This window comes from Burkholderia sp. JKS000303, assembly GCF_002563755.1.
Lineage (GTDB): Bacteria > Pseudomonadota > Gammaproteobacteria > Burkholderiales > Burkholderiaceae > Burkholderia > Burkholderia anthina_B.
Window position 1 is genome coordinate 2398818 of record NZ_PDBZ01000001.1, and the last position, 12651, is coordinate 2411468.

Here is a 12651-nt window from a genome sequence, read left to right on the forward strand (position 1 = left end):
ATGACGCTTCGAGGAATCGTCTGGCTCGCGATCCTGTTCGCGATTGCCGTGGCACTCGCCACCGTCGGCCGTTTCGATGCGGGGCAGGTGCTGCTCGTCTATCCGCCGTACCGGGTCGACGTGTCGCTGAACCTGTTCGTGATCGCCATCGTCGTGCTGTTCATCGTCGTGTATGCGCTGCTGCGCATCGTGCGCAACATCTGGCGCATGCCGCAGCGGGTCGCCGCGTATCGCGCGCGTTCGCGTAACGAGAAGGCCCAGGCGTCGCTGCGCGACGCGATCGCGAACCTGTATGCGGGCCGCTTCTCGCGCGCCGAGAAGGCCGCACGCGATGCGCTCGCGGTCGACAAGAACCAGGGCGCCGCGAGCCTCGTCGCCGCGACGGCCGCGCACCGGATGCACGAGTACACGCGTCGCGACGACTGGCTGTCGAAGGTCGATGCGCCCGAATGGCAGGATGCACGGCTGCTCGCGTCGGCCGACATGCGTGCCGACGCACGCGATGCCGACGGCGCGCTCGCCGCGCTGGCCGACATGCAGGCGGGCGGCAAGCGCATTCATGCACAGCAGGTCGCGCTGCGCGCGCAGCAGCAGTTGAAGAACTGGGCCGAGGTGCTCAAGCTCGCGAAGGCGCTGGAGAAGCGCGAGGCGCTGCATCCGGCCGCGGCCGTGCGGCTGCGCCAGCAGGCCGCGGAAAACCTGCTGCGCGAACGCCGGCACGATCCGGATGCGCTGCTCGAAGTGTGGCAATCGCTGTCGCCGCTCGAGCGCCAGTCGCCGCGTCTCGCCGATCTCGCGGCCGACCTGCTGGTGCCGCTCGAGCGCCGCACCGAAGCGCGCCGCATCGTCGAGGACGCGCTCGCGCACAACTGGGATGCGCGCCTGCTGCGCCGCTATCCGGACACCGCCGGCGGCGATGCGCTGCCGCTGATCCAGAAGGCCGAAGGGTGGAAGAAGGATCACCCGGACGACGCCGACCTGCTGTTCGCGCTGGGCCGCCTCTGCCAGCAGCAGCAGCTGTGGGGCAAGGCGCAGTCGTTCCTCGAGGCGTCGCTGAAGCAGGCCGACAACGAGGCGCTGAAGGTGCGGGCGCACCGTGCGCTCGCGCGCCTGTTCGAGCATCTCGGCGAAACCGACAAGGCCGCCAGGCACTACCGCGAAAGCGCGCTCGCGATCACCGTGGTCTGACGCGCCGCTGCGTCAACAAGCCCCGAACGCCGATCGGCCTTCGGGGCTTTTTTTCGTCCGTTGCGCGCGGGCTCGAATGTGTGACGCGCCGAGCCTGCGCAGCAGGTCGTTCTCGCTCGCGCCCGGTCGTCGGGGTGTTTCAGGGGCCGGCGGTCGGCCGGCCTGTCCGATCAGCGCGCCATGCACCCGGCATCACTTGTCGACGAGCCGTTTCGGCACCGACAGTGCGAGCAGCCCGCCGAGCACGAGGAACCCGGCGAGCATGTACATGCCCGCGTCGTTCGCGCCGGTCGCCTGTTTGAGCCAGCCCATCATGTATGGGCTCAGGAAGCCCGCGAGGTTGCCGATCGAGTTGATCATCGCGATGCCGGCGGCGGCCGCCGCGCCGCCGAGGAATGCGGTCGGCAGGCTCCAGAACAGCGGCAGCGTGGTCAGGATGCCCATCGTCGCGAGCGTGAGGCCGAGCATCGCGAGCGCCGTCTGGTGCGCCCAGATCACCGACAGCACGAGCCCGAGCGCGCCGAACGCGGCCGGAATCGCCAGGTGCCAGCGTCGTTCGCGGCGCTTGTCCGCACTGTGGGCGATCAGGACCATCGCGACCACCGCCGCCGCATACGGAATCGCCGACAACAGGCCGATCATGAACGTGTCGACGACGCCGGTCGCCTTGATGATCGTCGGCAGCCAGAAGCCGACACCGTAGAGGCCCATCACGAACGAGAAGTAGATGAGCGCCATCAGCCATACGCGTGGGCTCGACATCACCGTGCCGAGCGGCAGGTCTTCCTTCGTCGCTTCCTCCGCTTCGACGTTGCGCGCGAGCAGCGCCTTTTCGTCGTCGGTGAGCCATTTCGCTTTCGCGATCCGGTCGTCGAGCGCGAAGAACACGAGCACGCCGGCCAGCACCGACGGGATCCCCTCGAGCAGGAACAGCCATTGCCAGCCGTGCCAGCCGCTCGCGCCGTTGAACGCCTTCAGGATGAAGCCGGAGATCGGCCCGCCGATCACGCCCGACAACGCGACGGCCGTCATGAAGAACGTCGTCATCCGGCCGCGGCGGTGCGCGGGATACCAGTAGGTGAGGTACAGGATCACGCCGGGGAAGAAGCCGGCTTCGGCGACGCCGAGCAGGAAGCGCATCACGTAGAACATCGCGGGCGTCGTGATGAACATCGTCAGGATCGAGATCACGCCCCACGTCGCCATGATGCGCGCGATCCACACGCGTGCGCCGACCTTGTGCAGGATGATGTTGCTCGGGACTTCGAACAGAAAGTAGCCGAAGAAGAAGATCCCGGCGCCGAGCCCGTAGACGGTGTCGCTGAGGTTCAGGTCGCTTGCCATCTGAAGCTTCGCGAAGCCGACGTTCACGCGGTCGAGATACGCGACCACGTAGCACAGCAGCAGGAGCGGGGTGAGCCGCCATGACACCTTGCGGTAGGTTGCTTCCTCGAATGCGCCGGACGAGCCCGGCAGCGACTGCGTCGATGTTGCCATGTTGTCTCCTGTCCTTTCTTGTGGTGGCCGGAGCTGGCGCAGCGGTGCCCGCTCCGGGGTCGTGCGAGGCAATGCTCATGCGGAGAAGCGGCGCCGGCCGGCGTGGCCGGCGCGGCGCAATCACGGTCGTGCGGCTAGATGCAGCGCCCGCCGTCGACTTCGAGACAGACGCCGGTGATGAATTCGGCTTCGTCGGATGCGAGGTAAAGGGCCGCGTTCGCGATGTCCTGCGGCGTCGAGAAGCGGCCGAGCGGAATCGTCGCCAGGAACCGGCCGCGATTCTCGGGCGTGTCCTCGCAGCCCATGAACTCGGTCATCAGGGCCGTCTCGCCGAGCACGGGATTGATGCAGTTCACGCGGATCCGGTCGGCGCCGAGCTCGGCCGCGAGCGACTTGCTCGCGGTGATCATCGCGCCCTTCGTGCTGTTGTACCAGACGAGGCCCGGGCGCGGCCGCACGCCGGCCGTCGACGCGACGTTCACGAACACGCCGCCGCCCTGCGCGCGAAAGTACGGAACGAAGGTCTGCACGCTCCAGAACAGGCTCTTCATGTTGACGGCGTACACGCGGTCGAACTCCGCTTCCGTCACGTCGAGCACAGGCTTGTTGCGGTGCGTGGTGCCGGCGTTGTTCACGACGATCTGCACCGCATGGAAATCGTCGAGCGCGGCCTGCAGCAACGCGCGCCAGTCGTCGTCCCGCGACACGTCGCCCGCGACCGCGATCGCCTTGCCGCCCGCCAGCGCGATCTCGCTCGCGACGCGCTCGGCCGCCGCACCGTTCAGGTCGTTGACGACGACGTTCGCACCTTCGCGCGCATACGTCTTCGCGATGCCTTCGCCGAAACCCGAGCCGCCGCCCGTGACGATGGCCGTCTTGCCGCTCAACCGCATGGTCTGTCTCCTGGGTGGGATGCGTGCATGGTGTGCCGGTGCGGCCGGTCGTTGCCGGCCGTCTTCAGCCGTGCCGGATCGCGATCGTTTTCAGCGTGGTGAAGCCGTACAGCGCTTCGAAGCCTTTCTCGCGGCCGTGCCCCGAGTGGCCGACGCCGCCGAACGGCAATTCGACGCCGCCGCCCGCGCCGTAGTTGTTGATGAACACCTGGCCCGCGCGCAGCCGCCGCGCGAGACGCATCTGGCGTGCACCGTCGCGCGTCCAGATGCCCGCGACGAGACCGTATGGCGTGCCGTTCGCGAGCGCGACCGCTTCGTCTTCGTCCGCGAAGCGCATCGCGGCAAGCACCGGGCCGAACACTTCCTCCTGCGCGAGCCGGTGCGACGACGGCACGTCGCGCAACAGCGCGGGCGCCTGGTAGAAGCCGCTTTCGGGCGCGTCGGCGACGACCTGGCCGTGCGCGGCCATCGGAATGCCGTCGTGCTGCGCGTCGGACAGGAAATCCCACACGCGCTGCTGCTGCTTCGCGTTGATCAGCGGGCCGCAGTCGAGGTCCGCGCGGCTCGGGCCGACCCGCAGCGCGTTGAACGCGGTCGCGAGCCGTTCGACCAGCGGCTCGTAGATCGCGCGTTCGATCAGCACGCGGCTGCCGGCCGAGCAGGTCTGCCCGCCGTTTTGCACGATCGCGGACACCAGCACGGGCAGCGCCGCTTCGAGATCGGCGTCGGCGAATACGATCTGCGGCGACTTGCCGCCGAGTTCGAGCGTGACGGGTACGTGGTTCTCGGCCGCCATCTGCGTGACCAGCTTGCCGGTCGCGGGCGAGCCGGTAAACGAGATGTGGTCGATGCCGGGGTGGCGCGCGAGCGCGGCGCCGGCTTCATGGCCGTAGCCGGTGACGATGTTCAGCGCGCCGGCCGGCAGCCCGGCTTCGGCGGCCAGCTCGGCGACGCGCAGCACCGACAGGCACGCGTCCTCGGCCGGCTTCACGACGCACGCGTTGCCGGCCGCGAGCGCCGCGCCGACGCTGCGCCCGAAGATCTGCATCGGGTAGTTCCACGGCACGATGTGGCCGGTGACGCCGTGCGGCTCGCGCACGGTGAGCACCGTGTAGCCGGCGTGGTAGGGGAGGGTTTCGCCGTGCAGTTTGTCGGCGGCGCCTGCGTAGAACTCGAAGTAGCGCGCGAGCGCGGCTGCGTCGGCGCGTGCCTGCTTCAGTGGCTTGCCGGTGTCGCGCGCCTCGATCGCGGCGAGTTCCTCGAGGTGATCGGCGACGCGTGCGGACAGCCGCATCAGCACGCGGCCGCGTTCGGCGGCGCTGGTCGCGCCCCACGGGCCGGCGAACGCGTCGCGGGCCGCGGCGACTGCGCGCTCGATGTCGGGTGCCGTGCCACGCGCGATCGTCGCGAACGGCTGGCCGTCGGAGGGATCGACGACGGGGATGGTTTCCAGTTGCGCGGGCAACGTCCATTCGCCTGCGATGAAGTGCTTCGCTTCTTCCATGCCTGCTCCTGTCGACCCAAGTTGGCGCTTTAGCGCTTACTTGGGTCCCATGCTTCGCGGTCGACCCGAGTTGGCGCTTCAGCGCTTACTTGGGTCCCATGCTTTGTGGTCGACCCGAGTTGGCGCTTCAACGCTTACTTGGGTCCCATGCTTTGCGGTCGACCCGAGTTGGCGCTTCAGCGCTTACCCGGATCCCATGTTTCGCGCTCGACGTGCAACGGGGCCAGTGGCCGGATGGCCGGACATCGGGAACGATTATCGCGCCGATCGTCATCCGGACGCCACCGGTCGATTGGCTATAATGGCGCATTCCTTGCGGGGACGCCCGCGGCGGTGCATCGGCCGCGGCGCCCTGTCCCGAATTCCATCGACCAACAGAGAGCGCTCATGAGCTTCAACCATGTTCCGGCCGGCAAGGACCTGCCGCACGATTTCAACGTGATCATCGAGATCCCGGCGCAAAGCGACCCGGTGAAGTACGAGGCGGACAAGGAGCTGGGTCTCCTCGTCGTCGACCGCTTCATCGGTACCGGCATGCGTTACCCGGTCAACTACGGCTACATCCCGCAGACGCTGTCGGGCGACGGCGATCCGGTCGACGTGCTGGTGATCACGCCGTTCCCGCTGCTGGCCGGCTCGATCGTGCGTTCGCGCGTGCTCGGCATGCTGCAGATGACCGACGAGTCGGGCGTCGACGCGAAGCTGGTCGCCGTGCCGCACGACAAGGTTTGCCCGATGACGGCCAACCTGAAGTCGATCGACGACGTGCCCGAGTACCTGAAGGACCAGATCAAGCACTTCTTCGAGCAATACAAGGCGCTCGAGAAGGGCAAGTGGGTGAAGGTCGAAGGCTGGGCAGGCATCGACGCGGCGCACAAGGAAATCACCGACGGCGCAGCGAACTACAAGAAGTAAAGCCGGCTTGCCGGCCTAACGGCCGGTTCGCCCGCCGCGCAAACCGCGCGTGTCTCCTCAGGAGGCCGCGCGGTTTTGTTTTTTACGCGCGGGGCGCTTCTTGGGCGAGGTGGCGGGAGGTGGGGCGTCCTTCGCACGTTTTGCCGGGGTTGCGCGGCGTGGCGTGGCAGCGGGGGCGGCGGCCTTTGCCGTCTGCGTGCGGCTGCGCGCCGGTGCGCGAGTGGTGTCGTCGCGTTCGGTCGCAGCGGACTTGCCACCAGATGCTTTCCTGGCGGGCGACGATTTCGCGGCCGGTTTGGTCGGCTTCCGGGATTTAGCCGCTTTGTCCGCCTTGGTCGGTGTGCCGCGCGTCGATGTCTTTTTCGTCGGCGCAGCATCGCCGGTTTTCGCCCGTTTCGCGGCCGGCGTGGTCTTTGCCTTCTTGGGTGTCTTTCCGGTTTGTGCGGCCTTCGTCGCGCTTCCGGTCTTCGCGGCCTTCATCGTCTTCTTCGCGACCTTCCCGGTTTCAGCCGATTCCACCACCTCATCGGCGTTCTTCGCCTTCTTCCGCCCGCGCGTGCTTGCCGCCACAACGCTCTCATCGACGTTCCCGTCGATCGACATCCCGGCCGGCAACACCGATTCAAGCGTCCGGATCCCGGCCGCCAGTTCGCGTTTCTGCGCGGCCGTGAGCTGCTTCACCCAGTACTCCGCGCGCGATGCGATCGACCGGTCGGGCAGCGGGAACGACGCAAGCACGGCACGTGGCTTGCGCGAGCGCGTGTAGCGCGCGCCCTTGCCGGACGCGTGCTCGTCGAAGCGCGCAGCGACATCGGTCGTGATGCCCGTATAGACGCTGTCGTCGGCGCATTCGATCAGATACAGAAACCAGGACATGGAGAAGGCGGCGGGCTGCGAAGCCGCCAGTGTCTCAGAAAAGATCGCGCGGGCCGCCGGATTTCGCGATCGGCGGGTTGTCCGCGTGGCGGGCTTGCGTGATGCCCGACCAGCGTCCGACAGGATGCGCCGTGTGCGCGGACTTATACTGGCAGGCGCATGGCGCCCGGTCAGTGAGCGATGCCGATTCGGTTCGTCAACCGAGTCGAACGACGGTGAGTCGAAGGAGAGCCGAAGTGATTCGACGTGCGGTGATTGGCTGTCTGGTCTGCGTATGCGTTGCGGCGCACGCGGAAGACGGTTCGCCGCCGCCCGTGAGTGCGGCGAACTTGCATGCGGCGCCGGACCTCGCGCCGATCGCGCCGTCCGTGGCCGCGCATGCGGTGCCGTCCAGCCTGGACGCACCGCCGCGATTGGCCGTTGCCCCGACGGCAGAGGCATTGCATGTCGGCCGCAGCGTACCCGCGCTCGCGCCGCTTGCGCGCCGGAGCGCGATGCCGGCGTTCGCGACCGCCCGGCCGCCGATGCAGCCCGCAGCCGCCTCGGCCGCCCCGCCGGCCGTCCGGCTCGACCCCGCGACGGTCGCGGTTCGCGCGCGCGGTGCACGTATCGAGCAGACGCCGCCTCATGAACGATCGCTGCAGGATATGCTCGCGAGCCGCCCCGATCTGTCGACGCATTCGCACATCACCTATACGCAGCGCGTCGAGATCGGGCAACGGACGCGGTTGCAGGCGCCTTTCAGCGAATTCCACCACGAACCGTAACGCGCATCGCGCGCGAGCGGGCGTGGTGCGTCAGGCGCTACCGGCGCCGTGCCGGAACGGATCGTGTTCGCGCAGCTCGTCGACGTACGCGTGAATATGCTCGGTCTCGCGTTCGAGAAAGCGCGCGACGGCATCCGAGAACGCCGGGTGTGCGAGCCAGTGCGCGGAATGCGTGACGGTCGGCAGGAAGCCGCGCGCGAGCTTGTGTTCGCCCTGCGCGCCGCCCTCGAACGTGTCGAGCCCGGTCTCGATGCAGAACTCGAGTAGCTGATAGTAGGCCGTTTCGAAATGCAGGCAGGGCACGTGCTCGAGCGCGCCCCAGTAGCGGCCGTACAGCGTGCCGCCGCCGTTCGCGCCGCGCCGGTAGACGGCGAGCGAGCTCGCGATTGGTTTGCCGTCGGCCTGCGCGATCACGAGCAGCAGGTTCTCGGGCATCGTCGCACCGATCGCGCGGAAGAAGTCGAGATTCAGGTACGGGCTCGAGTAGTGCTCGCGGTAGGTCTGCCGGTAGCAGCGCGAGAAGAAGCGCCAGTCGGCGTCGGTGATCATGTCGCCGGTGAGCCGGCGGAACGTCACGCCTGCGTCATGCACCTTGCGGCGTTCCGCACGGATGTTCTTGCGCTTTTTCTGTTCGAGCGTGCCGAGGAAGTCGTCGAAATTGCGGTAGCCGTCGTTGATCCAGTGAAACTGCACGCCTTCGCGCAGCATCATCCCCATCGACTCGAACAGTTGCGCTTCGTCGCCGGTCGGGAACAGCACGTGCAGCGACGACACGTCGCTCTGCTCCGCGAACGCGAGCAGCGTGGCCGCGAGCCGGCGGCGCGCATCGTCGTCGGCGGCGAGGAGGCGGGTGCCCTGTACCGGCGTGAACGGCACCGCGCACAGCAGCTTCGGGTAGTAGGACAGTCCGTTGCGCTGGTACGCGTCGGCCCATGCCCAGTCGAACACGTATTCGCCATACGAATGCTGCTTCGCATAGACGGGCGCGGCGGCCGCGAGCCGCCCCGTGTGCGCGTCGGTCAGCGTGACGAAATGCGGCGACCAGCCGGTGTCGTCGACCGCGCAGCGCGCGACGTGGAGCGCGTCGAGGAATTCGTGGCGCAGGAACGGTGTCGGCTGCGCGTCGCGCTCGAGCAGCGCGTTCCATTCGTCGGCCGGGACCTCCGAGGGAGACGACAGGATGCCCGTGCGATAATCGTTGCGTTCGTGTTTCAAGCGTGAATCCGTACTGTTGGATGCCGCCGGATGCGTGCCGCCGTGGCCCGCGTCCGGGACGATTTCGTCAGCCATTCAGGGCGCGCCGCCGGGCTGCGCCGATCCCGTCATGAAGACCCGACTCGCTCTCGCCCAGATCAACGTCACCGTCGGCGACTTCGCCGGCAACGTCGCGCGGATCGTCGCGGCCGCACGCGCCGCGCACAACGATGGCGCGCAGCTGATGGTCGCGCCCGAACTCGCGGTGTCCGGCTATCCGCCCGAGGATCTGTTGCTGCGGCCGGCGTTCTACGCGGCGGCCGCCGCCGCGCTCGACGCGCTCGCCGAGGCGCTGCGCGCGTTCGACGGGCTCGCGGTGCTGGTCGGTCATCCGTTGCGCGGTCCGGGCAGGGGGCCGGGCAGCGGCGCCGGCGACGATACGCGCGCGCCAGCCGTCGATGGTAATGCAAACCGTCCGATCGAGCGCGGCGTGCCGCCGACCGACACCTACAACGCGGTGTCGCTGATCGTCGGCGGCGAGATCGTCGGCACCTATCGCAAGCAGGATCTGCCGAACGCCGATGTGTTCGACGAGAAGCGCTACTTCGCGACGGACACCGAGCCGTTCGTGTTCGAGCTGAACGGCGTCAGATACGGCGTGATCATCTGCGAGGACGCGTGGCATGCGTCGGCCGCGCAGATCGCGAAGGCGGCCGGCGCGCAGGTGCTGCTGATCCCGAACGGTTCGCCGTATCACATGGACAAGGAAGCGCTGCGCATCGACATCCTGCGCGCGCGGATTCGCGAGACCGGGCTGCCGATGGTGTACGTGAACCTCGTCGGCGGCCAGGACGAACTCGTGTTCGACGGCGGTTCGTTCGTGCTCGACGCGCAGGGCGCGCTCGTCGCGAAGATGCCGCAGTTCGACGAAGGGTATGCGATCGTCGAATTCGACGGCACGCGGCCGCTGCCCGGCGCGATCGCGCCCGATCTGCCGGTCGATGCGCAGGTCTATCGCGCGCTCGTGACCGGCGTGCGCGACTACATCGGCAAGAACGGTTTCCCCGGCGCGCTGATCGGGCTGTCCGGCGGCGTCGATTCGGCGCTGGTGCTCGCCATCGCCTGCGACGCGCTCGGGCCGGAGCGCGTGCGCGCGGTGATGATGCCGTCGCGCTATACGGCCGACATCTCGACCAGCGATGCGGCGGAGATGGCGCGGCGCGTCGGCGTGCGCTACGACGAGATCGCGATCGCGCCGATGTTCGACGCGTTCCGCGCGGCGCTCGCGACCGAATTCGCGGGCCGGGCGGAAGATGCGACGGAAGAGAACATCCAGGCGCGCATCCGCGGCACGCTGCTGATGGCGCTGTCGAACAAGTTCGGCTCGATCGTGCTGACGACCGGCAACAAGAGCGAGATGGCGGTCGGCTACTGCACGCTGTATGGCGACATGGCCGGCGGTTTCGCGGTGATCAAGGACATCGCGAAAACGCTGGTCTACCGGCTGTGCCGCTATCGCAACGCGAGTGCCGACTTCGGGCCGCGCGACGTGATTCCCGAGCGGATCCTGACGCGCGCGCCGTCGGCCGAGCTGCGCGAGAACCAGACGGACCAGGACAGCCTGCCGCCGTACGACGTGCTCGACGCGATCATGCGGATGTACATGGAAGAGGACCGGCCGCTCGCGGAGATCGTCGCGGCCGGCTATGCGGAGGCCGACGTCGCGCGCGTGACGCGGCTCATCAAGGTCAACGAATACAAGCGCCGTCAGGCGCCGATCGGCATTCGCGTCACGCATCGCGCGTTCGGGCGCGACTGGCGCTATCCGGTCACGTCACGCTTTACCGAACGTCTCGACTGAGCCGCACGCCGCTGGCCGGCTTACGGCTTACAATCGGGATCGCGATTTTTCATCCAAACGAGCATTGAGGGACAACCATCATGAAACGCATCACCGCCATCATCAAGCCGTTCAAGCTGGACGAAGTCCGCGAAGCGCTCGCCGAAGTCGGCCTCACCGGCCTGACCGTGACGGAAGTGAAGGGCTTCGGCCGCCAGAAAGGGCATACCGAGCTGTATCGCGGCGCCGAGTACGTCGTCGACTTCCTGCCGAAGATGAAGATCGAGGTGGTCGTCGCGGAAGCGCAGGTCGACCAGGTGATCGATGCGGTGATCGGCGCGGCGCGCACGGGCAAGATCGGCGACGGCAAGATCTTCGTGTCGGACGTCGAGCGCGTGATCCGCATCCGCACCGGCGAAGAGAACGAAGCGGCGGTCTGAGCGCCGTATCCGGCAAGGGCTGCGCAAAACCGGCCCGCCAATAAAAAACGGTGCGATACCCGGTTGGGTACCGCACCGATACGCGCCTCTCGCAGCAGCGTGGAAAGTGTTGTCGAATCGTTCCTTGAATGGCGCCTGATCAGAACAGGTGCTGGATGCCGGCGTAGACGCCGGTCTGGCTGCCGCCCGGGTTCGGATTGCCCGTCGACACGGCCGTGCCTGCGCCGTTCGCGTTCAGGCCGAAGTTGGCCGTCGAGCTGTTGCGCACGGTTGCGACCTGCAGGTCGAACAGCGTGCGCTTCGAGATGTTGTACGAACCGCCGACCGTATAGATGTTCGCGTTGCCGCCGCCGTGGTTCGCGTTCACGTGATACACGGCCGCGATCAGCGCTGCCGCCGGCGTTGCCTGCCACGTCACGCCGCCCCACACCTGCTGGGTGCCCGTCACGCCGGCGTTCACTGCCGGGCCGCCGCTGCCGTCCGCGCGCGATGCCTGGTAAGCCGCCTGCAGCTTGAATTGGCCGAGGAACACGTTCACGCCGGCGAAGTATTCACGCGAGTAGTTGAACACGTCCGAGAAGCGGCCGTTGCTGTCGCGCGTTTCGTCGTAGATGCCGCGCAACTGGAACAGCGAGTTCGTGTACGTGATCTGCGCGCCGGCTGCACGACCCGGCTGGCCGGCCGTCGTGTTGCCGTTGAAGCTCGTCGAGTTCGAGAACGCGAACTGGCCGTAGAAGTCGAGGCCGTAGAGCGACGGCGACTGGTACGACACGTTGTTGCTGGTCTTGTTCCAGTTGCGGCCGCGCACCAGCGAGGCCGTCGACCAGGCCGACTGGCCGAACGGATCGAAGTCCCACACGCCGTTGGCGATCGCGAGTTCGCGACCCAGCAGCAGCGTACCGTAGAGATCGTTCGAGATCCCGACCGTCGCGTAGCGATCCCAGATCGTGCCGCTCGTGCCGAGGCCGCCGTTCATCGTGTTGAACGCGCCTTCGAGGTGGAACAGGACCTTGTTGCCGCCACCGATGTCTTCGGTGCCCTTCAAGCCCCACAGGCTCGTGCCCCAGTCGCCGCTTTCCGCGCGCACTTGGTGGCCGTTTTGCAGGCCGTTCATGTACTCGATGCCTGCATCCAGGCGGCCATACAGCGTGACGCTGCTCTGCGCGTGCGCCGTAACCACCCCAGCAGCCATCAGCGCGGCCGCGACCAAAGCTTTCTTCATCATCTCCTCCATACCCTGTCAAAAAGTCAACCCAGACTGCACGAGATGCCCGGCGCAACGACGCCGGGCAAAAGCGAAAAGCGGGATAACCAGGGAGACCTCGTGCAGGGCCGGTAAGCGCGGCACGCGGGCAAGCGGACGGAAAACCGTTGAACGGTCCCGCGCAGCCGGGTCGGCTTGCGGGGTCTCCTTGTAGTGTCGTGAAGCTAAACTACATTTCACGAACTTCGTTTTGCTACTTTGGTTACTAATTTAGCAAAAATACAATTTTGTGGCGATGGAAATCGTTGTTTGACTAACACCTGTCGCCAAATT

At 67.3% G+C, this 12651-nt stretch carries 11 protein-coding genes; 5 read left to right on the forward strand and 6 right to left on the reverse strand.

The window, feature by feature from the left end:
* Window positions 1–1188, forward strand: coding sequence for a heme biosynthesis protein HemY (locus tag BX604_RS11590; protein WP_098550925.1), 1188 nt, complete (start codon window positions 1–3; stop codon window positions 1186–1188).
* A 192-nt stretch (window positions 1189–1380) separates the two neighbouring features.
* Here BX604_RS11590 and BX604_RS11595 read toward each other — a convergent pair whose 3' ends face one another.
* The 3 genes from BX604_RS11595 to BX604_RS11605 all read right to left on the reverse strand — a co-directional run bounded on the left by BX604_RS11595 (window position 1381) and on the right by BX604_RS11605 (window position 5082).
* Window positions 1381–2685, reverse strand: a complete 1305-nt coding sequence (locus tag BX604_RS11595) for an MFS transporter (protein ID WP_098550926.1) — start codon at window positions 2683–2685, stop codon at window positions 1381–1383.
* Window positions 2686–2819: 134 nt separating this feature from the next.
* Window positions 2820–3578 (reverse strand): SDR family oxidoreductase, encoded by a 759-nt coding sequence (locus BX604_RS11600; protein WP_098550927.1) that lies wholly within the window; start codon window positions 3576–3578, stop codon window positions 2820–2822.
* Between the two features lie 64 nt (window positions 3579–3642).
* A complete protein-coding gene (locus BX604_RS11605) occupies window positions 3643–5082 on the reverse strand; it encodes an aldehyde dehydrogenase family protein (protein WP_098550928.1) in 1440 nt (479 codons plus the stop codon).
* Between the two features lie 387 nt (window positions 5083–5469).
* On the opposite strand from BX604_RS11605, the gene ppa reads away from it, so the two are divergent.
* Window positions 5470–5997, forward strand: a complete 528-nt coding sequence (ppa, locus tag BX604_RS11610; protein ID WP_006753432.1) for an inorganic diphosphatase — start codon at window positions 5470–5472, stop codon at window positions 5995–5997.
* Window positions 5998–6054: 57 nt separating this feature from the next.
* Here ppa and BX604_RS11615 read toward each other — a convergent pair whose 3' ends face one another.
* Window positions 6055–6873, reverse strand: coding sequence for a GIY-YIG nuclease family protein (locus tag BX604_RS11615; RefSeq protein ID WP_098550929.1), 819 nt, complete (start codon window positions 6871–6873; stop codon window positions 6055–6057).
* Between the two features lie 173 nt (window positions 6874–7046).
* On the opposite strand from BX604_RS11615, the gene BX604_RS11620 reads away from it, so the two are divergent.
* Window positions 7047–7640, forward strand: coding sequence for a hypothetical protein (locus BX604_RS11620; protein WP_143748018.1), 594 nt, complete (start codon window positions 7047–7049; stop codon window positions 7638–7640).
* A 30-nt stretch (window positions 7641–7670) separates the two neighbouring features.
* Here BX604_RS11620 and BX604_RS11625 read toward each other — a convergent pair whose 3' ends face one another.
* Window positions 7671–8855: a GNAT family N-acetyltransferase gene (locus BX604_RS11625; RefSeq protein WP_098552836.1), complete on the reverse strand. Its 1185-nt coding sequence runs from the start codon at window positions 8853–8855 to the stop codon at window positions 7671–7673.
* 109 nt (window positions 8856–8964) lie between these two features.
* On the opposite strand from BX604_RS11625, the gene BX604_RS11630 reads away from it, so the two are divergent.
* On the forward strand, window positions 8965–10695 hold the full coding sequence (locus BX604_RS11630) for an NAD+ synthase (RefSeq protein ID WP_098552835.1): 1731 nt from the start codon (window positions 8965–8967) through the stop codon (window positions 10693–10695).
* An 80-nt stretch (window positions 10696–10775) separates the two neighbouring features.
* On the forward strand, window positions 10776–11114 hold the full coding sequence (locus BX604_RS11635; RefSeq protein WP_006398637.1) for a P-II family nitrogen regulator: 339 nt from the start codon (window positions 10776–10778) through the stop codon (window positions 11112–11114).
* 139 nt (window positions 11115–11253) lie between these two features.
* Here the strand turns inward: BX604_RS11635 and BX604_RS11640 are convergent, their stop codons facing one another.
* A complete protein-coding gene (locus BX604_RS11640) occupies window positions 11254–12339 on the reverse strand; it encodes a porin (RefSeq protein ID WP_098552837.1) in 1086 nt (361 codons plus the stop codon).
* Window positions 12340–12651 lie beyond the last annotated feature (312 nt).